We start from the raw sequence: 21,971 nt of genomic DNA on the forward strand, positions 1-21,971 counted from the left end.
CGCCCCGACGCCCGTCCGCCTCCTCCCGGAGCGGGGGAGTGCCGGGTTCCGTGCCGCCGTTGCGCCGCCGGTTCCGCCGCCGCGACCCGCAGCGCCGCATCAAGACCGCCGGTGTCCTGATCATGGTCGTGATGGTGCTGTTCGCCGGGCGACTGGTGCAGATCCAGGCCATAGACGCCCCGAGCTACGCCGCCGCAGCGGCCGACATGCGGCTGAGCACGATCGACATTCCCACCACCCGCGGGGAGATCACCGATGCCAACGGCAACGCTTGGCGGTCTCGGTCGAGGTGCGCACCGTCTTCGTCGACCCGGGTGAGATCCCCGAGTCCAAGCGCGACGTCGTCACCGACGATCTGGCCGAGCGTTTCGGCCTGAACAGGGAAGAGGTCGCGGCCAAGGTCGCCGCCGAGCCGAGCCGGTTCGAGATCATCAAGAAGGAGGTCCCGCCCGCGGAGTGGAAGGAACTGGAGAAGCTCGGTCTTGAGGGCGTGGGATCCCAGGTCGACTACAAGCGTGTCTATCCCGAGGAGACCGGCGCCGCGGACCTCATCGGCTTCGTAGGGGCCGATGGCCGCGGCCTTGAGGGCCTGGAGAGCGTCATGGACGAGACGCTGGCGGGCCGGCCCGGCAAGCAGCAGGTGGAGACGGGGATCACCGGGACCCAGATCCCCATGGCGGGTGGACTGGCCACGGAACCCGTTCCCGGCCGGGACGTCCGGCTCACCCTCGGCCAGGACATCCAGTGGCACGCCCAGCAGGCGCTGGCCGAACGCGTCGAGGAGCTGGGTGCCGAGGGAGGCAGTGTGATCGCGATGAGGCCGACGGGAGAGATCGTCGCGATGGCCGACTACCCGACCTACTCCCCGGACGACATCGAGGCTCCGCCGCCGAGGACCGGACCAACGGGGCCGTGGGCGAGGCGTTCGAGCCCGGAAGCACCAACAAGGTCATCACGGCCGCCGGAGCTCTGGAGGAGGGGGTCACCACGCCTGAGAGGGTCTACACCGTTCCCGACTCCCTCCAGCGCCACGACCAGACGTTCAACGACTCCGAGGAGCACGAGACCGAGCGGATGACGCTCAACGGCATCATGGCGCGGTCCAGCAACGTCGGAATGATCCTGGTGGGGGAGCAGCTCGGGGCGAAGGGGCTCTACGAGTACCTCGGCAAGTTCGGTTTCGGCCAGCCCACCGGTCTGGACCTGCCGGGCGAGAACGCGGGCATCCTGACCGATCCCGACGAGTGGTGGGGCACGCAGCTCCCGTCGATCTCCTTCGGCCAAGGGCTTTCGGTCAACGCCGTGCAGTTGGCGAGCGTCTATGCCACGGTCGCCAACGACGGCGTCCGGGTGGAGCCGACCGTCGTGGCCGGCACCGTCGACGAGAGCGGCACGTTCACCCAGGCCGGGGACCCCAAGCGGGAGCGGGTCGTCAGCGAGAAGACGGCGGACGAGCTCAAGCTGATGCTCGAAGCGGTCACCGGCGACGAAGGTACCGCCCAGGAGGCCCGGATCCCCGGCTACCGGGTGGCGGGCAAGACCGGCACCGCGAACCGGGTCGACCCCGACACCGGCGGCTACCCCGGGGGCGGGTACACCTCGACCTTCGCCGGTTTCGCCCCGGCGGACGCCCCCGAGCTCATCGTCCAGGTCGTGCTGCACGACCCGCAGACGAGCTACTACGGCGGCGAGGCGGCGGGCCCGGTGTTCGCCGACGTCATGTCCTTTGGGATGAAGACGCTGCAGATCCCGCCGACGGAGGGCGACGCGCCCAACATCCGACTGTACGAGGACGAGTGACCAGAGATGGTTGAGGCCGCATCCCCCGTCCTTCAGGGTGGGGAAAAGGTCAAGCCGCGGTCATCGGACCTGCGGAGCCCGCCGGCCGCCCCGGGCTGCCGCGGACCGCGCGCCCGCCTTCGCCCTTCGTGGATTAACCCCCTGCCCACAACACCCGATAGCCTCACGACGTGCCACCGGTAATGCGACCAGATCAGAACCAGATCCGCCCGCTGCCCGAGCTCGCCCGGATTCTCGGGTCGGACGCGTTCGTCACGTGTATCGACTCCGACGAGGCGGCACCAGCGGGTGCGGCGCCCGAGGTCGGCGCCGAACAGCCCGACATCGCCGGGACGACGATCACCGGGATCACCCACGACTCCCGTCGGGTGCGTCCGGGGGACGTGTACGCGGCGCTACCGGGAGGGCAGGTGCACGGAGCTGATTTCGCCGCTCAGAGCGCCGAGGCCGGTGCGGTGGCGATCCTGACCGACCCGGCCGGCTACGATCGGGCCGCCGCGACCCGGCTCCCGGTCCTCACCGTGAACGACCCGCGCGCCCGCCTCGGCGAGATCGCCGCCTGGGTGTACGGCTACCCGGCCGACGAACTGCTGCTCATCGGCACCACAGGGACCAGCGGTAAAACCACCGTCACCTATCTCGTCGAAGCCGGGCTGCGTGCATCGGGCGTCGCGACCGGGCTGATCGGCACCGTCGAGATGCGCGTGGGCGACGAACGGGTCAACTCCTCGCTGACCACACCGGAAGCGACGGATCTGCACGCCCTGTTCGCCGTCATGCGCGAGCAGGGCGTCGTCGCCGCCGCCATGGAGGTGTCCAGCCACGCCCTGGCCATGGAACGGGTCGGCGGGACCCTGTACGATGTCGCCGTCTTCACCAACCTCTCCCAGGACCACCTGGACTTCCACGCTGACCTGCGCGAGTACTTCGACACCAAGGCGCGGCTGTTCACTCCCGAGTTCGCCAAGGTCGCGGTGATCAATCGCGACGACCGCTTCGGTCGCGCTCTCATCGACATGGTGAACGCCCGCGGCGAGGTCCCGGTGACCACGTTCTCCACCTCGGAGGACCCCGAGGCGGAGTGGCGCGCGACGGACATCCGGCTGGCTCGCGACGGCAGCACGTTCCGCATCGTGGGGCCGGGCGGTGTCGAGGCCGACGCGTCGGTGCGGCTGCCCGGCCCGTTCAACGTCTCCAACGCCATGGCCGCCGTCGTCGGCCTGGTTGAGGCCGGGATCCCTCTGGACACCGCGATCGAAGGGGTGGCGGCGGCTCCCGGAGTGCCCGGTCGGATGGAGTCCGTCGACGAGGGACAGGACTTCACCGCTCTCGTCGACTACTCGCACAAACCCGGTGCGATCGAGGCTGTGCTCTCCTCGCTGCGGAAGACCGCCGAAGGCCGGCTGACCATGGTCATCGGGTGCGGCGGCGACCGCGACCGCGCCAAGCGTCCCCTCATGGGGGAGGTGGCCGCCCGGCTGGCCGACGCCGTGGTCTTTACGAACGACAATCCGCGCGGTGAAGATCCGGTGACGATCATCACCAGCATGCTCGACGGGGTCGTCAAGGTTCCGGTCGACCAGCGGGCCCGGATCGCGGTCGAACCCGATCGCGCCGCGGCCATCCAGATGGCGGTCGAACGCGCGCGAACGGGAGACATCCTGGTGGTGGCCGGGAAAGGGCATGAGCGCGGCCAGTACGTGGCGGGAGAGGTGCTGCCGTTCGACGACCGGGAGGTGCTGCGTAACGCGTTGCACCGCAGAGCCGGTGGCTGATCGGTCCCGTGCGACCCATACCGGCGGTCAGGAAGCAGCCGGCCTTCCGGACTGGGCGCAACCCCGATATCCAAACATGTTCTAAGGTTATGTCCGGCAAAATGCAGCCCGCCTCCGTGGCGTGATGACGCCGCCTCACGGTTGACGACTACATCGCTTTCCCGGTAATCACGCCGTCCACTGCCGAGGCGCCCCAGACGTGGAGGAGCGGGCCCAACATGAGGAGTGGATTTGATCGCGCTGACGCTCGATCGGATCGCTGAGATCACCCAATCCCGTATATACGGATCGGCGCAGCCAACGGAGCTTGTCACCGGCCCGGTCGTGGTCGACTCGCGCCAGGCATGCCCCGGAGGGCTTTTCGTGGCTTTGGGTGGCGAGCGGGTCGATGGCCATGACTTCGCCGACGCCGCCGTCGCGGCGGGCGCGACCGCCGTGCTGGGGTCCCAGCCGGTGGCGGCGCCGCAGCTGCTGGTCGACGGAGGCGACGCCGAGGTCGTGGCCGCGCTGGGGCGGTTGGCGCGCACGGTCGCGGAGGAGCTGACCGGGGCCGACATCATCGGCGTCACCGGCTCCTCCGGCAAGACCACCACGAAGGACCTGCTCGCCCAGGTGCTGGAACGCCTCGGCCCCACGATCGCGCCCGCCGGATCGTTCAACAACGAGATCGGACACCCCCTCACCGTGCTCAGGGCCGATGAGGACACCCGCTTCGTCGTCCTGGAGGTCGCCGCGCGCGGCATCGGACACATCGCGCACCTGTGCTCCATCGCGCCTCCGCGGATCGGCGTGGTGCTCAACGTCGGCAGTGCCCACATGGGCGAGTTCGGAAGCAGGGAGGCCATCGCCCGGGCCAAGGGGGAACTGGTCGAAGCGCTTCCGGACGCCGACGCCGGCGGAGTCGCGGTGCTGAACGCCGATGACGACGCCGTGATCTCCATGGCGGAGCGGACGCGCGCCCGGGTCGTCTCCTACGGGCTGGCCGAGGACGCTGACATCCGCGCCGCCGGCGTGGAACTCGACAGTGCCGGGCGGGCGTGCTTCACACTGGAGATGGCGGGCCGCTCGGCGCCCGTCCAGCTCGCGCTGGTCGGGACGCACCAGGTGTACAACGCGCTGGCCGTCGCGGCGGTCGCCGCCGAGTGCGGCATGGGAACCGACGTCGCCGCGATCGCCGCGGCGCTGGGCGAGGCCGGGCAGATCAGCCGGTGGCGGATGGAGGTCACCGAGCTGGCCGGCGGCGTCACCGTCGTCAATGACGCCTACAACGCCAACCCCGAGTCCATGGGCGCGGCCCTGGAGACGCTGCGGGTGCTCGGCGAGCGGCGGCGCTCCTTCGCCGTTCTGGGGCACATGGCGGAGCTGGGGGCCGAAGAGCGGGTCGAGCACGAACGGATCGGCCGGCTCGCGGCATCGAACGGGGTGGACACTCTGCTGGCCGTCGGAGAGGCCGCGACGCCCATAGCCGATGGGGCGCGGAGCGTGCCCGCGTGGCAGGGAGAGAGCCTGATGGTCTCCGACGCAACCGAAGCGGCCGCGGCGCTGCGCGAGCGATTGCGGCCCAAAGACGTCGTTCTGGTGAAGGGATCGCGCGTGGCCGGGCTGGAACAGGTAGCCGAGCAGCTCATCGCCATGGAGGACGCCAAGTGACCGGCATCCTCATCGCTTCTGCGCTCTCCCTCATCGTCTCCCTGCTGATGATGCCGATGGTGATCCGGATCCTGTACCGGTTCAAGTTCGGCCAGGAGATCCGGGACGACGGACCCGAGGGCCATAAGACCAAGCAGGGCACGCCCACGATGGGCGGTATCGTCATCATCCTGGGCGCTGTCATCGGCTATTTCGGCTCGCACCTGGTGCTGGTGACGACGCCCACCATGTCCGGTCTGCTCGTGATGTTCCTCCTCGTCGGCATGGGGGGCGTCGGTTTCCTCGACGACTTCATCAAGATCTACAAGCGCCGCAGCCTGGGCCTGCGCAGTGGCGCGAAAATGCTCGGGCAGACCGTCGTCGGCGTGATCTTCGCCGTAGGGGTCACCCAGTTCCCCGATGGCTACGGCTACACCCCGGCATCCCCGCAGCTGTCCTTCCTGCGCGACTTCGGCCCGCCCCTGATGCTCGGTGTGTTCGTCATCTGGGCGCTGTTTCTGATCGTGGGGTTCTCCAACGCGGTGAACCTGACCGACGGCCTGGACGGCCTGGCCACCGGTGCCACGATCCTCTCCCTGGTCGCCTATGTGATCATCGGGAACTGGCAGCTGCGGCAGAGCTGCGTCGCCTACCTGGCCCCGAGCTGCTACCCGGTGCGGGACCCGCTGGACCTCGCCGTGGTGGCCGCGGCCGGTCTCGGCGGCTGTATCGGCTTCCTCTGGTACAACGCGCCGCCGGCCAAGATCTTCATGGGCGACACCGGTTCGCTCGCGCTGGGCGGTCTGCTCGTCGGCCTGGCCATCACGACCCGCACCCAGCTGCTGCTGCTGATCATCGGCGGCCTGTTCGTGATCATCACCCTGTCAGTGATGGTGCAGGTCAGCTCCTTCCGGCTAACGGGTAAACGAATACTGCGCATGGCGCCGCTGCAACACCACTTCGAGCTCAAAGGCTGGGCCGAGACCACGATCGTGATCCGGTTCTGGATCATCCAGGGACTGCTCGTGGGAGTCGGCATCGGCCTGTTCTACCTGGAATGGATGCCAAGATAGCGCATGGCCAAGAACGGCGACGGCAAAGAACCGGTGGGCTTCGAGACCGGGCTGAAGGGGCGCGCGGTGTGCGTGGCCGGACTGGGCGTATCAGGCCCGCCCGTTGCCCGCGCCCTGCTCAGGCGCGAGGCACGGGTGGTCGTCGTGGACGGCCGCGACGACGAGGCCGCCCGACGGTGCGCGGCGGAGCTCCGCTCCGAGGGCGCCCGGGTGGAGCTGGGCGGCGACACGCTGCCTGAGGGGACCGAACTCGTCGTGACCTCACCCGGCTGGCGCCCGGACGCCCCACTGCTGAGGGCCGCCGCCCGCTCGGGCATCGAGGTCATCGGTGATGTGGAGCTGGCCTGGCGGCTCCGGCCGGCGGGCCAGACCTGGCTGGCGGTCACCGGCACCAACGGCAAGACGACCACCGTACGCATGCTGGAGGCGATGCTGCGCGCCGATGGCCGCGACGCCGTGGCCGTCGGCAACGTCGGCACCCCCATTCTCGACGCCGCGCTCCCCCGGGAGGACGGCACGCACACCGGCATCCTCGCGGTCGAGCTCTCCAGCTTCCAGCTGCACTGGTCGTCGTCGCTGCGCCCGTACGCCGCCGCCGTGATCAACGTGGCCCCCGACCACCTCGACTGGCACGGCGGCTTCGAGCCCTATGCCGAGGCCAAGGGCCGGATCTATTCGCCCGGAACCATCCGGGTGATGAACTCCGCGGACGAATGGTCGGTGCGGCTGGCCACCGAACACGGCGATCCGGAGGCCACCCTGGTCGGCTTCGGCCTCGGCACCCCGCGTCCGGGCGAACTCGGTGTCGTGGATGATCTGCTGGTGGATCGGGCCTTCGCGGCCGATCCGCAGAACAGCGCGGAGGAACTCGCCGGGGTGGCCGACGTGGTCCCGTCCGCCCCGCACAACGTGGCCAACGCTTTGGCCGCGGCGGCCCTGGCGCGTTCGGTGGGCGTGGCCCCGGAGGCGGTACGCGCCGGCCTCGCCGAGTTCGCGCCCGAGCCGCACCGCATCTCCCACGTTGCGGCGATCGGCGGTGTGGACTACGTCGACGACTCCAAGGCCACCAACCCGCACGCCGCCGCCGCTTCCCTCGCCTCCTACGATTCCATCGTCTGGGTCGCCGGCGGGCTGTTGAAAGGCGCCGAGGTCGACGCGCTGGTGCGGGCGGCCGCACCCCGGTTGCGCGGGGCGGTGCTGCTGGGGGCCGATCGCGCGCGGCTGCGCGCGGCCCTCGACGAGCACGCGCCCGAGGTGCCGGTCGTGGACATCGACGATACCGATGACGGCGACACCGCCATGAGCGAGGCCGTGACCGCGGCCGTGGGGATCGCGCGTCCCGGCGACACCGTCCTGCTGGCACCGGCCGCGGCGTCGATGGACATGTTCACCGACTACAACGTGCGCGGCGAGAGGTTCACCGACGCCGTGCGCGCTCTGGACCGGTAGCCAGAAGGGCCCTCCCTCTCCGCCGCCCGCGGAGAAAGGAGACCAACACGCGGTAAATATCCGACGGTTGGGCCTCTCTTGGCGCCAAACTTGGTCGACGCTAGGGAAACCGCGGCGTGGGCGGAGGCGTATAGCGGTGTCGACACTTGTCCCCCCTGCCGGCGGCTCGGCGGAGCCTGAGATCACCGGCGGCAGGACCACGGCATGGCTGCGGGAACTGCCGCAGATGCGGAACCGGCCACTGACGTCGTACTATCTCATCTTCGGCAGCAGTTCGCTGCTCATCGTGCTCGGTCTGATCATGGTGCTGTCGTCGTCCATGGTCGACTCCTACACCTCCACGGGGTCCGCGTTCTCGCTCTTCCAGAAGCAGATCGCGGCCGCCGCGGTCGGGCTGCCGCTGATGATCGCCGCCTCCCACGCGCCGCTGAAGGTGCTCCGGCTGATCGGCTACCCGGCGATGATCGTGGCCGTAGCGCTGCTGCTGATCACCGTCTTCAGGGGGGAGGAGTACGGCTACGGCGCCGTGCGCTGGCTGGAGGTCGGCGGGCTGACCATCCAGCCGTCCGAGCCCGCCAAGCTCGCGTTCGCACTCTGGGGCGCGGACGTGCTCGCGCGCAAGGAGGAGCTGAAACAGCTCGTGGAGTGGCGCCAACTGCTGATCCCCCTGCTACCGGGGTGCGGGGCGCTGGTGTTCCTCGTGCTCCTGGGGACCGACCTCGGCACCACCATGGTGCTGCTGACGATCTTCCTGGCCCTGCTGTGGGTCGTGGGGGCGCCGGGGAAACTCTTCGTCGGCATGTTCGCGCTGGTCCTCACGCTCGCGGGGATCATGGTGGCCGTCGAGCCGTTCCGGATCGCGCGCGTCACCTCCTTCCTCAACCCGGAGGCCGACGCGTCGGGCTCGGGGTTCCAGCTGCTGCACGGCCTGTATGCGCTGGGGACCGGCGGGGTGTTCGGGGTCGGCATCGGAGGCAGCCGGGAGAAGTGGGGGTTCCTGCCCCATCCCGAGAGCGACTTCATATTCGCGATCATCGGGGAGGAGTTGGGGCTGATAGGGACGCTTCTCGTCGTGGGACTGTTCGGTGTCCTGGGTTACGCTGGACTACGCGTCGCATCGCGCGCCTGCGATCCGTTCGTGCGGCTGGCCGCCATGGCGATCACCGCGTGGATCTCGGTTCAGGCGATGGTCAACATCGGAACGGTCATCGGGGTGCTACCGATCACGGGTATCCCGCTTCCGCTGGTCTCCGCAGGGGGATCCTCCCTCGTGCCGACCATGCTGGGTGTGGGAGTTCTGCTCGCACTCGCGAAAGCGGAGCCGGCCGCCCGCAGGGCGCTGGCCGTCCGTGGTCCCAGCTTGGCCCAAAGGGCTCTAAGCTGGCGTGGCCTGGGAAACGCCGGCTCATCGACGATGGCCGGGGCCCGGGCGAAGAACGGATCGCGGCCGACCCAGGTTCGAACGAGGAGGAATCGGCGACGATGAGGGTAGCCCTCGCCGGAGGCGGCACGGCCGGGCACATTGAGCCCGCACTCTCCCTAGCCGATGCGCTGCGGCGCATCGACCCTGAAACCCGGATCGTGTGTCTGGGGACCGAGCGGGGACTGGAGACCCGGCTCGTCCCCATGCGGGGCTACGAACTCGGGCAGATTCCCGCTGTTCCACTGCCTCGTAAACTCACCCCCAAGCTGCTCTCGGTTCCGGGCAAGCTGGCCAATGCGATCAGTGCCGCGGGCGAGCAGCTCGACCGGATCAGCGCCGACGTCCTCGTGGGTTTCGGCGGCTACGTGGCCACCCCGGGATACCTCGCGGCCCGCCGGCGGCGCACCCCCATCGTGGTGCACGAGGCCAATCCGCTCCCCGGTCTGGCCAACCGGCTCGGCGCGCGCCTCACACCGCACGTCTTCACCGGCCACCCGCACACCGACATCCGCAACGGGCGCTACGTCGGCATTCCGTTGCGCGAGCAGATCTCCAGGCTCGACCGGCTGGCCCTCGGCGACAAGGCCCGCGCGCACTTCGGGCTCCGTCCCGAGCTGCCCACTCTGCTGATCTTCGGCGGCTCCCAGGGAGCGCAGGCCGTGAACGAGGCCGCCTTCGAAGCCGCCGACCAGTTCCGCTCGGCCAGCGTGCAGGTCCTGCACGTTGTGGGGCCGAAGAACGCGGACGAGCCCGAGGACCGGACCCGGGACGGCGTCCCGTACGTCATCGTCCCCTACGTCGACCGCATGGACCTGGCCTACGCCGCCGCCGACGTCGCCATGTGCCGATCCGGGGCGATGACGTGCGCGGAGCTCACCGCTGTGGGGCTGCCGGGCGCCTTCGTCCCGCTTCCGATCGGCAACGGCGAGCAGCGGCTCAACGCCGAGCCGATCGTGCAGGCCGGCGGCGGGCTCATGGTGGACAACTCCGAGCTCACCTCGCGGTGGATCGCCGAGCAGCTCATTCCGCTGCTGACCGACACCGACCGGGTCGTGGCGATGTCGGAGGCGGCGGCCAAGATGGGTCGGCGCGCGGCCGACATGGAACTGGCCCGCGAGGTCCTCGCCATCGCCCGCGGCGATCAGCCCACACCGGAGGTCCCCGTCGACGAGGCCGAGGACGACGGCGAGGTCTACCTCGATGACGGGAAGGACGCCCGATGAGCCTGGTCGAACCGGCCGATCCGGTGCGCGTCGACGAGCTGGGCCGGGTCCACTTCATCGGTATGGGCGGGGCGGGAATGTCCGGTATCGCCCGGGTGCTGCTGCAGCGCGGTGCCGCGGTCTCGGGGAGCGATGCCAGGGACAGCGACCTGCTGCGCCGGCTTGAGGAGCTCGGTGCCGAGGTCCACGTGGGCCACGCCGCCGAGCATGTGGGGCGGGCCGACACCGTCGTGGTCTCCTCCGCCGTGCGCGAGAGTAACCCCGAGCTGGCCGAAGCGCTCCGGCGCGGCCTGCGCGTCCTGCCGAGGGCCGCCGCTCTTGGCGCGCTGCTGTTCGACCGCACGGGCGTGGCCGTGGCCGGAACGCACGGCAAGACCACGACCACGTCGATGCTCACCGTTGTGCTGCAGCATCTGGGGGCCGCGCCCGGCTACGTCATCGGCGGCACGCTCGTCACGACGGGTTTGGGGGCCGACGCCGGCGACGGGGAGGTCATCGTGGCCGAGGCCGACGAGAGCGACGGCTCCTTCCTGATGCTGTCGCCCAAGATCGCCGTGGTCACCAACGTCGAAGCGGACCATCTCGACAACTACGGCGGGCTGGAGGAGATCCACGCCAACTTCGCCGCCTTCGTCGACCAGGTGCAGGACGCGCTGATCGTGGGCATCGACGACCCCGGGGCCCGGAAGGTCGCCGAGATCGCCCGGGAGCGCGGCAAGCGGGTGCGCACCTACGGGGAGGCGCCGGAGGCCGACTACCGGGTCATCGGGATCGCCGCCGAAGGCTTTTCCACCGCGTTCACCCTGGACACCGGTTCGGAGGACCGGCTGCAGTGCGCCGTCGCCGTTCCCGGACGGCACAATGTGCTCAACGCGGCCGCCGCCATCGCCGCGGCCGACGAGCTCGGCCACGATCCCGAGGTCGCCGCCGAAGGACTCGCCGCGTTCACCGGAGCGGCGCGACGATTCGAGTTCAAGGGGGAGGCGCGCGGTGTCGCGGTCTACGACAGCTACGCGCACCACCCCACTGAGATCGCGGCCGACCTGGAGGCCGCCCGCGCGGCGCTGGACTCCAGGAGCGGCCAGGCCGCACCTCAGGGCTCGGCCGACGCGCAGGCCAGGGTCGTGGCGGTGTTCCAACCCCACCTCTACAGCCGCACCCGCATCTTCGCTACCGAGTTCGCCGAGGCGCTGACACTGGCCGACGAGGTCGTGATGCTGTCCATCTACGCCGCGCGCGAGGACCCCGAGCCGGGGGTCGACTCCGGACTGATCACCCGCGGTATCGGCCACGAACGGGTCCATTACCATCCCGACAGGGCCGAGGCCGTGCAACGGGCGGCGTCTCTGGCACGGCCGGGCGACATCGTGCTGACCATGGGCGCAGGAGACGTCACCGAACTCGGTCCGCGGATCGTCGGGGAACTGGAAGCGACAGCGGGGTAGCGGCGCGCGGTGGACGAGGGTGCGGTGCGACACGGCGGGGACGCGGAAGGGCGGACCGCTAAGCGGTCCGGCCGTTCCGACCCGTGGAAGGTCGCGTTCGTTACGCTGCTCATCGTCACCGTGCTGTCCGTGGTCACCTGGGTGCTACTGGGGTCGCGGCTGCTGGTGGTGCGGGACGTCGAGGTGAGCGGCATCGAGCGCCTCGCCCCGGAGACGGTCGAGGCCGCGGTCGATGTCCCCACCGGAACCCCGCTGGCCCGCGTCGACACCGACGCCGCCGCCCGCCGGGCCGAGGAACTGCGGCTGGTCGAGTCGGCCGAGGTGTCCCGCGGATGGCCGGCGACGCTGCGGGTGGAGGTCACCGAGCGTACGCCCCGACTGAGCATCAGGGTCGGCGAGGGATACCGGCTAGTGGACCACCAGGGAGTCCGCATCACGGACTCCGACGAGCGCCCGGATGACCACCCCCTTGTCAAAGTCAGAGGAGAGGTCGAGGGGAACCGCGCCATCACCACGGTCGCGCACATCACCGACGAACTTCCGGACCGGGTCCTCGGCTCGCTCGTCTCGATAGACGCGAGCGACCCCGAGAACATCACCTTCGAGCTCGACGGCGGCGCGAGCGTACTGTGGGGCGACGGCCGGAACGCGCGGGAGAAGACGGACGCCCTCGCCATCCTCATGCGGGAGCATCCGCCGGAGGCGGAGCGCCGCTATGACGTCAGTGCTCCGGACGTGGCGGTTGTCAAGTAACGGAAATACCCATATGGCCGAATCCGGGTGCGGAGTTTGCGGGCACATGGTGCCCTGTGCGCTCGGAAGCTGGCGGGGGCACAGGCGCTTCGCGTCCCGTTCTTCTTCTCGCGGCGGGACATTCCAGACGCGACGCGCCGAGCGTGCGCATCGCCACCTCGGGTGATGCGCCGTTAGGCTGAGTCCGTAGCTGGTTTCCCGCCGGTGCTTTTCCGAGCTGCCGGCGGGAAGTACTACCTTTGAACGAAATGAGTACAGACTTTAAGCCTTAGGGCACATCAGGCGCGGAGGTGCGTGCAGGGCGCGCCTCCCCTTGGAGCCTTCACGGGGCCCGACCGGCCGGCCGCGAAGGCCCCAGAAGAGAGACTGTAGAACCGGACAGTCAGTCGGCCGGCCCGCCGGGGGAACTGCAGAAGTCTTCGCTGAAGTGGGACGGCCGGTTGGCGGATGCGAGCGGAAAGGCCCCTCGTCGTGGCAGCACCGCAGAACTACCTCGCGGTCATCAAAGTCGTCGGTATCGGCGGCGGCGGTGTCAACGCCGTTAACCGAATGATCGAAGAGGGACTCAAGGGCGTCGAGTTCATAGCCATCAACACCGACGCTCAGGCGCTGCTTATGAGCGATGCAGACGTCAAGCTCGACGTCGGCCGCGAGCTCACCCGGGGACTGGGCGCAGGAGCCAACCCCGAGGTCGGGCGCAAGGCCGCCGAGGACCATCGCGAGGAGATCGAAGAGGTCCTCAAAGGGGCCGATATGGTCTTCGTGACCGCGGGCGAGGGCGGCGGCACCGGCACCGGCGGCGCCCCCGTCGTCGCCGACGTCGCGCGTTCGCTCGGCGCCCTGACCATAGGAGTGGTCACCCGGCCGTTCGGGTTCGAGGGCAAGCGCCGGGCGACGCAGGCCGAGTCCGGCATCGCCATGCTGCGCGACGAGGTCGACACGCTCATCGTGATCCCCAACGACCGGCTGCTCTCCATCTCCGACCGCCAGGTCAGCGTGCTGGACGCCTTCAAGGCCGCAGACCAGGTGCTGCTGTCCGGTGTTCAGGGCATCACCGACCTCATCACGACGCCCGGCCTGATCAACCTGGACTTCGCCGACGTCAAGTCGGTGATGTCCGGGGCCGGCTCCGCGCTGATGGGGATCGGCTCCGCGCGCGGAGACGACCGCGCCGTTGCCGCGGCGGAGATGGCGATCTCCTCCCCGCTGCTGGAGGCCAGCATCGACGGCGCGCACGGGGTTCTGCTGTCCATCCAGGGCGGATCCGATCTCGGGCTGTTCGAGATCAACGAGGCGGCGCAGCTCGTCGCCAACTCCGCGGCGCCCGAGGCCAACATCATCTTCGGTGCGGTCATCGACGACGCTCTCGGGGACGAGGTGCGGGTCACCGTCATCGCCGCGGGCTTCGACGAGCCTCGCAGCGAATCGCTGAACCCGCCAAAGGCGAGCCGGGCCGTTCCCGAGACGCCGCGGCGCACCGAACCGGCGGACAGCGGACTCCAACCGCGAGACCCGGTCCAGCCCGCAGCGGCCGAGCCCCAACGGCCGGAACCGGTCCCCGAGCCCGCGCCGGAACCCAAGCCGGTTCGCGAGGATCCGCCGCGCGCCACGGCACCGGCCGAGCCGGAGCCCGAGCCGGAGCCGGAGCCGGTCGAGGAGAGCGCCTCGGCGGAGGCCGAGGAAGACGAAGAGGAACCGCAGCGAACGCGCAACATCCACGCGGTCAGCGACCACGGATACAACCAGGTGCGCCGGACCGGGACGGAGAGCGCGTTCCCGCGTTCGAACGATGTCCCCACACCGCGCCGCCGCGTCGTGTTCGACGACCCGGACGACCTCGACGTTCCGGACTTCCTGAAGTAGGGCGCGGACGCCTTCGAGCGGACCGGGACCGGTAACTCTCCATACACGCGTGCGCTGCGACTGTGCCGGTGGCGGGAAGCCCCGTCACCGGTACGCTTTTTGCGTGCCCTCGCCGTCGTATAGGAGGACCGACCGCAGACATGAGTGCCGTGATCGAGTTGGGACCGGGTGTGCGCGCCGGTTTCACCCAGCGTTACGACGGCGGGGTCAGCGCCGAGCCCTTTGACACGCTCAACCTCGGCATGGGGGTTCCCGATGACCGCGATGCGGTGGTCGAGAACCGGCGGATCGCCGCGGCTCGTCTCGGTTTCGGGCACGGACGCGTCGTTTGGATGAACCAGGTGCACAGTGCCGACGTCGCCATCGCCGAGGAGCCCGGCGTGGTCGGGCGGGTCGACGGGGTGGTCACCACCCGGACCGACCTGGTGCTCGGTACCCTGGCCGCCGACTGCCTGCCGATACTCGCCGCGGACCCGGCGGCCCGGGTCATCGGCGCGGCGCATTCGGGGCGGCTCGGCACCGCCCATGGGGTCGCTTCCGCGCTGGTGGCGGAGATGGTGCGCAACGGAGCCGAGGTCGGCCGGATCACCGTTGCCCTGGGGCCCTCCATCTGCGGCCGGTGCTACGAGGTTCCGCACCACCTGCAGGAGGAGGTGACCCGATCCACTCCGGAGGCGGCGAGCCGCACGCGGGAGGGCACCCCCGGGGTCGACCTGTGCGCGGGGGTGACCGCGCAGCTGCAGCGGGCCGGAATCGGCCATGTCGCCGTTGACGAGCGCTGCACTCTGGAGAGCCCGGACCTCTTCTCGCACCGCCGCGACTCCAAGACCGGCCGCTTCGCGGGTTACGTCTGGTGGGCATGAGCATGGCGGCGAAGCGGAACGAGGCGCGGGCCGAGCACATCGAGGCAAACCTGCGCGCCCTGCGTGAGCGCGTCGACACCGCCTGCGAGAAGGCCGGGCGTTCGGGGGGCGATGTGACGATCATCGCGGTAACCAAGACCTATCCCGCCTCTGATGTGCGGGTTCTCGCGGAGCTGGGCATCTGCGACATCGGGGAGAACAGGGACCAGGAAGCCGCGCTGAAGGCCGCGGAGTGCCGTGATCTGGACCTCAGATGGCATTTCGTCGGGCAGCTGCAGACGAACAAGGCCCGTTCCGTCGCGCGGTACGCCGATGTGGTCCACTCGGTCGACCGTGCGCGGCTGGCCCGTGCGCTGGGAGCCCGGGTCCGCGCCGAGGAGCGGGAGCTGACCTGTCTCGTCCAGGTCAACCTCGATCCGGGCTCGGCCGCAGGGGTCCTCGGCCCCCGCGGCGGAGTGGATCCGCGCGACGCCGTCGCGCTCGCCGACGCCATCGCGGCCGAGGAGGAACTGTCAGTAGGAGGGGTGATGGCCGTGGCGCCCCGCGGAGAGGAACCCGCCGGCGCGTTCGAACGGCTATATGCGGTCGCCTCGGAGGTCAGAGATCGCTACCCTCAAGCCACGGTGATATCCGCGGGGATGAGCGGGGACTTGGAAGCCGCGGTCGAGCACGGCGCGACACATCTGAGGGTCGGCACGGCGTTGCTCGGCAACCGTGGCACGAACGTGGGGTAATGTCCCCACATAGACCTTGGCACCCATCTGTCGAGTTCGCCCAGTGAGCGGACCTGGGCGGATCCTGAGAACTCATCGGCGGTGCAGCACCACAGGGACGACGGAGGACATGAGATGGCCGGCGCGATGCGCAAAATGGCGGTCTACCTCGGCCTCGTGGAGGACGACCGCTACGATCACCGCTATGCCGATGAGTACGATGACTTCGATGACTTTGACGAGGGTATCGAAGGACGGCGGGAACGGGATCTCGACCCGCACGGCTATGACCCCCGCGCCGAACCTGTGACGGAGGCGGACGGCTACCCCGTGCCCCCCGGAGGGCGGCGTACTGTCACCGGTACCGCTACCGCGGATCTCGCACGGATTACCACACTCCATCCGCGTACCTACAACGAAGCGCGTACTATCGGAGAGCACTTCAGAGAAGGTATACCGGTGATCATGAACCTGACCGAGATGGTCGACAGCGACGCCAAACGTCTGGTCGACTTCGCGGCCGGGCTGATCTTCGGACTGCACGGCAGTATTGAGCGCGTGACCAACAAGGTGTTCTTGCTGTCCCCGGCTAATGTTGAGGTGACCGCTGAAGACAAGGCACGGATCGCCGAGCGTGGGTTCTTCAACCAGAGCTAGACCGTTACAGATGTCCAAAGATTGGGTCCAGGCACGACCGTGAGTATCGTCCAGTCCGTTCTCCTCGTAGCGCTGAACATCTTCTTGTTTGTGCTCATAGGGCGGCTCGTCTTTGAGCTTGTACAGGCGTTTGCGCGATCGTGGCGGCCGACCGGGATCCTGTTGGTGCTGGCGGAGGTCGTTTACACGGTCACTGACCCGCCGTTGAAGTTCCTGCGCCGGTTCATCAAGCCCGTACGTTTGGGGAGCGTGGCGCTCGACCTGAGCTTCACGGTCCTCTTCCTCTTCGTGGTGATCCTCATCCAGATCGTGACCGCGGTCCAGATTGCCTAGAAGATCACGAAATGTCGGATAGGGAGAGAATGCTTCCGATATGTGGTCTTAGTCATGTTCCGGATTGCCGTCAGGTCACGATCAGGTAGCGTCCCTACGGACGAGATCTAAGCGCGCCAAGGAGACGAACATGCCGCTGACACCCGCGGATGTGCGGAACAAGCAGTTCAGTACGACCCGGCTCCGACCGGGGTACGACGAAGAAGAGGTAGACGCGTTCCTGGACGAGGTCGAGTCCGAGCTCGATCGTCTGATCCAGGAGAACGAGGAGCTCCGAGGGAAGCTCGCCGAGTGCCTGCGAGGCAAGGTGCCCAACGCTGGCATGCAGGACTTCCAGCAGCCTCAGGATCAGCAACAGCAGCAACAGCAGCAGCAACTCCCTCCGGAGCCGCCGCCGCAGCCCGAGCCCGCTCGACCGGAACCGGCCGTGCAGTCGGTCGAGCAGCAGCTTCCGGCGATGGCCGCCAACATGGGGCTGCAGGGCGGCGAGGAGAACATGGACACCGCCGCGCGGGTGCTGGCTCTTGCTCAGCAGACCGCCGACCAGGCCATCTCCGACGCCCGCCGGGAGGCCGACGAGACCCTCGGCCGCGCCAGGCACGAAGCCGACGACATCCTCGGCAAGGCGCGCCGCCAGGCCGACCAGATCGTCAACGAGGCCCGCGCCCGATCCGAGAACCTCGACCGCGATGCCCAGGAGCGGCACCGCCAGGTGATGGGTTCCCTGGTGCAGCAGCGCGAAGAGCTCGAACACAAGGTGAACGAGCTCAAGGACTTCGAACGTGAGTACCGCAGCCGGTTGAAGGACTACTTCGAGCGCCAGCTGCGCGAGCTCGCTGAGGGCGCCAACGAGCCCAGCGGCCCGAACCCGAACACCACCGGTGGTTTCCAGACGATGGCCCCGACCGGCGGGAGCCCGTCCATGCAGCAGCACGGTGGTCCGGCGAACGGCGCTCCTTCAGGTAATCCCTTCGCTCAGCCGGAACCCGCCCCGCACGGTGGCGGCTACCACCCGGGTGAGGCCCCGCACGAGCGTCGCTGATACCGGTGGGCGTCGTACGATACAACATCCCATGAGTGAAGGCTCTCCGATTCCGTGTTCCTCGTAAGCCTTGTCACCGTTGTGGCGGCTCTGATCGTCATCATGGTGGCCGTGGCACTCGCAGAGACGACCCTGGTCTACATCGCTCTCGGGTTGGCCGGCCTCAGCGCCGCCCTGCTCGTGGCCGAAGTGGTCAGACATCGTGAATCTCTGGGAGTCTCCGCTCTGTTTGAGAAGGCGCGGCAGGTGTTCGCCAGGGAGACGGAGCCACAGACGGACGGTTTGGGGAAGGCGTCCGTCTCTGCCGTTCCCGCTATGGCGGCGACAGCGGCGCAGGAGGCCCACTCCGGGAATAGCAGGCCCCCCGCATCGGCCGAGGCGCCGGTGCGGGGCGCGGTGCTTCCCGCAGGGGACGCTGGACCACCCGGCTCCGATGTCCCCATGGGCGGCGAGGCCGAGGCGGTCCGCTCCGTCGAGACCGACCCCGGCGAGGGGGAGACACCTGACACCTCTGAGGAATCGGCCGCTGAGTCCATGACGACCACTACCCCGCAGGAACCCGCGGACGGGGAAAGCGCACTGGACACCGAGGCGGAAGACGACGGTGACGCCGCTTCCGTTTCCGGTGGGGTTTCGGATGAAGGGGAGGATTCCTCCGTCCTTTTGTCCGTGTCTGGCGGGGACGGTGACGAGGAGGCGATCCGGTCGGCCGATTTCGGCCAGGACGAGGCCGACGTGGAAGAGGCTGCCGATGCCGCGGACGTGTCCTCGGCCGAGGCGGTCCGTGTGGACACCGGAGCAGAGGAAACAGAGGAGCCCGCCCCGGACGGCGGGGACGTGTCCCCGGAATCCGGGCCGTCCGAAGCGGCGGTCGATGACACGGACAGCGATCCGGGCGACGACACCTCTTTCAGCGCCTTCGTCGAGCGCCTGCAGCAGGACGATGAGTGCACCGAGGAGGAGACCCCCGCAGGCTCCGATCCGGTAGCCGGACCAGCGGCCGAGGACGCCGATGCGGCTGCGGACGGAACGGGAACCCCTGACGACACCGAGACACTGGAGACGGCGGACGCGAGAAGCGGGCAGAGCCAGAAGAGGCGCCGGAACCGGTGATCGAATCAGGGCCGGCCGCGAAGCGGACCGAGGACGCCCCCGAATCCGATGACACGGATGGCGGCGAGGACGACGACTCCGACCCGGGGCGCTTGCAGGCCGGCTCCGCCTGACCGGGGCCTCCATACTCGGAACCGCCCACTCGCACGACCGCCGCCGGGCGGACCGGCGGTCAAGGGCGGATACCGGAGCGGTGATTCCGTCATCAGCAGGTCGAGCGAGGCGACGAACAGCGCGGCGATCTCGGCGTGGTCAACGTCGCGGGATGGGACATCTATCCGGAATCCGCGCGCGGTCAGGTCGCCACCGTTACTGAAGGTGACGGCGGCGTCGAAGGAAGCGCGGTACTCGGTCATCGGTGTTCCGATCGGTGTGTTGGCGGAATGCGGCAACCATGATCCGGAGGGGAGCGGTCAAAGCGCACCAGGGGACGGGGCGCCGGAGCGCCGGCCTCCCGCGGTACCGGCGCGGCGGGGAGCGGCCCACACCAATGGAGTGATCACGAGCATCGCGAGCGCGGTGACGGTGAACGAGCCGGCGATCCCCACCTCCGCGGCGAGTACTCCGACCACGACCGACCCGATACCGGTGCCCGCGTCGTAGCCCACGTTCCACACGGTGCTGGCCGTACCACCGCCGCCCGGGCCGGCACGGTGGAACATGGTCACGAGCGTGTCGTTCTGCACCGCGCCGAAGCTGGTCCCGTAGAGGACCGCCGCACCGGCCGCGAGTACGCCCGCTCCCGTGTCGATCTCCGTGGCGGCGGCGAGACCGACCATCCCCAGGGCGCTGGCTGCCAGTCCGGGGAGCATCAGCCGGCCTTCCCCGATCCTGTCCGTGCACACCCCGGCGCCCCAGCGGCCGAGGATCACTCCCAGCGACAGGAGGAGGAGCGCTACCGGGGCTGCTCCGGAGTCACCCAGGGCCAGCGCGAGGAAGGAGGTCACCCCGCCCATGGCGCACGCTGTGCCGAGCAGCACCGCCCAGGGGGCGGCCAGGGGGCGCAGCGTCCGGGAGGACGGCCTGCCGCTGCCCGCGGGATCGCCGTGCACGGTGGCTCGGGGGCCGGACATCATCGCCATCAGCGGGACGACGAGAACGCCGAGCAGCGCGGTGATCACGAACACCGCGCCGAAACCGACGTTCTGGACGTACCAGACGCCCAGCGGCAGCATGAGCACGTGCGGGAGTCCCACGGCCATGCCGTAGAGTCCGGCGGCGCGTCCGCGCTGAGCCGCCGGCACCAGCTCGGCGACGAGAGCGCTACCGGCGACCACGACCATCCCGAATCCGGCGCCGCGCACCGCCGAGACAGTGAGTACCCAGGTCAGGTCGGGGGAGGCGACATAGGCCAGGGTCGGCGTGCCCAGCAGGAGCGCCCCGGCGGCCAGGATCGGGCGCAGCCCGAACCGGGAGAGGATCCAGGGCATGAGGAACTGGACGCCGACGGTCGTGGCCATCATCGTTCCGGCGATCCCGCCGACTCCGCCGTGCCCGGTCCCGCTACCGGCCGACCACAGTGGCAGCACCGACAGCAGTGGTGCGAAGTTGCAGAACGCGAGCAGCGTCGCGGCCAGCAGGATCAGGAAGTCGCGTCCGGTCAGCGCGGAGGGTGCCGACGGGGCGGTCGCGGGCGACCCGCCTGGCCGTCTCGTACCGGAACCGGAGGAAGAGGGCGAAGGCATGGGACCATCCTCGCCACTCCCGATCAATCGCGTCCAACGAACCTTTTCGATGCGATCCATCGATAACTAGAATCGGCCCATGGAGTTGCGGCAGCTGGCGACCTTCCTCGCGGTCGCCCGCCACCTGAGTTTCACGCGCGCCTCCCAGGAGCTCGGCTATGTGCAGTCGAGCGTGACCGCTCAGATCAAGGCGCTGGAAAGCGATCTTGACGCCCCCTTGTTCGAGCGCCTTGGACGCCGGGTGACGCTCACGCAGGCGGGTCACGAGCTGCGCCGGCACGCCCAGGAGATTCTGGAGCGCGCGGAGCAGGCGCGCGAGGCGGTACACGTGGCGCACGGCCGACCTCACGAGGCGCGCGGGATCCTGCGCGTCGCCGCTCCGGGGAGCCTGTGCGCCTACCGCCTGCCGACGGTGCTGCGGCGGCTGCAGGACCGCTTCACCCGCCTGAGCCTCGTCTTCGGCCCGGCGGAGCGTACCACGGTGCTCGACACCCTCGCCGACGGCAGCCTCGACGTGGGGTTCCTGCTGGAGGAGAGCATCGTTGCCCCCATGCTGGCCGTGGAACGGCTGGCCGACGAACCGCTGCGGCTGGTGGCGCACCCGGACCACCCGCTCGCCGCCTCGGATCGGGTCGCCACCGCCGATCTCGCCGATCAGACCATGCTGGTGTCCGAGCCCGACTGCGCGCAGCGCGAGGTGGTCGAGCGGGAGTTCCAGCGAGCAGGGATCCGTCCGGTGGTCATGGAGTTCCTGGGGGTCGAGGCGCAGAAACGCTGTGCCGCGGAGGGGCTGGGAGTGGCCATGATCCCGGTCCGGGCAGCGGCCGGCGAGACCCACCGCGGGGAGCTCGTCGTCCTCCCGTGGCAGGTCGCCCCGGTCTTGGGGATCTACATAGCCCGCCACAAGAACCGCCGCATTCCGGCACTGGACGCGCTGACCCACGCTGCCCGCGAACTCTGGCGGGAGAGGACCGCGGACGTGGACCCCGCCGCTTTCCCTACGGCAGGGGAAGCTCGGGCCGTTGCCGATGGCGGCCCCTCCGGCCGGGAGGCGCCGGAACCGGACCGGTGAACGTGCCCCGGGTGCGCCCCCGCTGGGGAACGCGTGGTGGGTGTACGCCCGAGAGCGGCG

The 21,971-nt window shown here is 69.5% G+C and carries 18 protein-coding genes and 1 pseudogene; 17 read left to right on the top strand and 2 right to left on the bottom strand.

Annotated elements, in window-relative coordinates; all coding sequences use genetic code 11:
* Positions 1-122 precede the first annotated feature (122 nt).
* The 16 genes and pseudogenes from VS93_RS16510 to VS93_RS16585 all read left to right on the top strand — a co-directional run bounded on the left by VS93_RS16510 (position 123) and on the right by VS93_RS16585 (position 19,154).
* Positions 123-1,800, top strand: a pseudogene (locus tag VS93_RS16510) (peptidoglycan D,D-transpeptidase FtsI family protein).
* Positions 1,801-1,982: 182 nt separating this feature from the next.
* Positions 1,983-3,575, top strand: coding sequence for a UDP-N-acetylmuramoyl-L-alanyl-D-glutamate--2,6-diaminopimelate ligase (locus tag VS93_RS16515; RefSeq protein WP_046470820.1), 1,593 nt, complete (start codon positions 1,983-1,985; stop codon positions 3,573-3,575).
* A gap of 231 nt (positions 3,576-3,806) precedes the next feature.
* Positions 3,807-5,225, top strand: coding sequence for a UDP-N-acetylmuramoyl-tripeptide--D-alanyl-D-alanine ligase (locus tag VS93_RS16520; RefSeq protein WP_046470821.1), 1,419 nt, complete (start codon positions 3,807-3,809; stop codon positions 5,223-5,225).
* Positions 5,222-6,277, top strand: coding sequence for a phospho-N-acetylmuramoyl-pentapeptide-transferase (gene mraY, locus VS93_RS16525; RefSeq protein ID WP_046470822.1), 1,056 nt, complete (start codon positions 5,222-5,224; stop codon positions 6,275-6,277). The genes VS93_RS16520 and mraY overlap by 4 nt, the downstream gene beginning before the upstream one ends.
* Positions 6,278-6,280: 3 nt before the next feature.
* A complete protein-coding gene (murD, locus tag VS93_RS16530; RefSeq protein WP_082126944.1) occupies positions 6,281-7,726 on the top strand; it encodes a UDP-N-acetylmuramoyl-L-alanine--D-glutamate ligase in 1,446 nt (481 codons plus the stop codon).
* Positions 7,727-7,856: 130 nt separating this feature from the next.
* Positions 7,857-9,212: a putative lipid II flippase FtsW gene (ftsW, locus tag VS93_RS16535; RefSeq protein ID WP_046470846.1), complete on the top strand. Its 1,356-nt coding sequence runs from the start codon at positions 7,857-7,859 to the stop codon at positions 9,210-9,212.
* Entirely contained in the window at positions 9,209-10,372 is a 1,164-nt protein-coding gene (gene murG, locus VS93_RS16540; protein WP_046470823.1) for an undecaprenyldiphospho-muramoylpentapeptide beta-N-acetylglucosaminyltransferase, read from the top strand. Before ftsW ends, murG begins: the two co-directional genes overlap by 4 nt.
* Entirely contained in the window at positions 10,369-11,817 is a 1,449-nt protein-coding gene (murC, locus tag VS93_RS16545; RefSeq protein WP_046470824.1) for a UDP-N-acetylmuramate--L-alanine ligase, read from the top strand. Before murG ends, murC begins: the two co-directional genes overlap by 4 nt.
* Before the next feature lie 24 nt (positions 11,818-11,841).
* On the top strand, positions 11,842-12,570 hold the full coding sequence (locus tag VS93_RS16550) for a cell division protein FtsQ/DivIB (protein ID WP_046470847.1): 729 nt from the start codon (positions 11,842-11,844) through the stop codon (positions 12,568-12,570).
* Between the two features lie 471 nt (positions 12,571-13,041).
* A complete protein-coding gene (gene ftsZ, locus VS93_RS16555) occupies positions 13,042-14,433 on the top strand; it encodes a cell division protein FtsZ (RefSeq protein WP_046470825.1) in 1,392 nt (463 codons plus the stop codon).
* Positions 14,434-14,573: 140 nt separating this feature from the next.
* Positions 14,574-15,296, top strand: coding sequence for a peptidoglycan editing factor PgeF (gene pgeF / locus VS93_RS16560; protein WP_046470826.1), 723 nt, complete (start codon positions 14,574-14,576; stop codon positions 15,294-15,296).
* Entirely contained in the window at positions 15,293-16,030 is a 738-nt protein-coding gene (locus VS93_RS16565) for a YggS family pyridoxal phosphate-dependent enzyme (protein ID WP_156184883.1), read from the top strand. Before pgeF ends, VS93_RS16565 begins: the two co-directional genes overlap by 4 nt.
* Before the next feature lie 114 nt (positions 16,031-16,144).
* Positions 16,145-16,666, top strand: coding sequence for a cell division protein SepF (locus VS93_RS16570; protein WP_046470828.1), 522 nt, complete (start codon positions 16,145-16,147; stop codon positions 16,664-16,666).
* Between the two features lie 39 nt (positions 16,667-16,705).
* Complete coding sequence (locus VS93_RS16575; RefSeq protein ID WP_046470829.1) at positions 16,706-16,999, top strand: YggT family protein; 294 nt, start codon at positions 16,706-16,708, stop codon at positions 16,997-16,999.
* Positions 17,000-17,129: 130 nt separating this feature from the next.
* The gene (locus VS93_RS16580) at positions 17,130-18,041 is read left to right on the top strand and encodes a DivIVA domain-containing protein (protein ID WP_046470830.1); all 912 of its coding nucleotides are present in this window, start codon (positions 17,130-17,132) and stop codon (positions 18,039-18,041) included.
* 54 nt (positions 18,042-18,095) lie between these two features.
* Positions 18,096-19,154, top strand: a complete 1,059-nt coding sequence (locus VS93_RS16585) for a hypothetical protein (RefSeq protein WP_046470831.1) — start codon at positions 18,096-18,098, stop codon at positions 19,152-19,154.
* A 5-nt stretch (positions 19,155-19,159) separates the two neighbouring features.
* On the opposite strand, the gene VS93_RS16590 is transcribed toward VS93_RS16585, so the two are convergent.
* A complete protein-coding gene (locus tag VS93_RS16590; protein ID WP_046470832.1) occupies positions 19,160-19,510 on the bottom strand; it encodes a hypothetical protein in 351 nt (116 codons plus the stop codon).
* 57 nt (positions 19,511-19,567) lie between these two features.
* Positions 19,568-20,839 carry an MFS transporter gene (locus VS93_RS16595; RefSeq protein WP_046470833.1) on the bottom strand — a complete coding sequence of 424 codons (1,272 nt, stop codon included), beginning with the start codon at positions 20,837-20,839 and terminating at the stop codon, positions 19,568-19,570.
* A gap of 79 nt (positions 20,840-20,918) precedes the next feature.
* Between VS93_RS16595 and VS93_RS16600 the strand changes: the two genes are divergently transcribed.
* Positions 20,919-21,911, top strand: a complete 993-nt coding sequence (locus VS93_RS16600; protein ID WP_082126945.1) for a LysR family transcriptional regulator — start codon at positions 20,919-20,921, stop codon at positions 21,909-21,911.
* The last annotated feature ends 60 nt before the right edge of the window (positions 21,912-21,971 follow it).

Source organism: Allosalinactinospora lopnorensis (assembly GCF_000981225.1).
Taxonomy (GTDB): domain Bacteria; phylum Actinomycetota; class Actinomycetes; order Streptosporangiales; family Streptosporangiaceae; genus Allosalinactinospora; species Allosalinactinospora lopnorensis.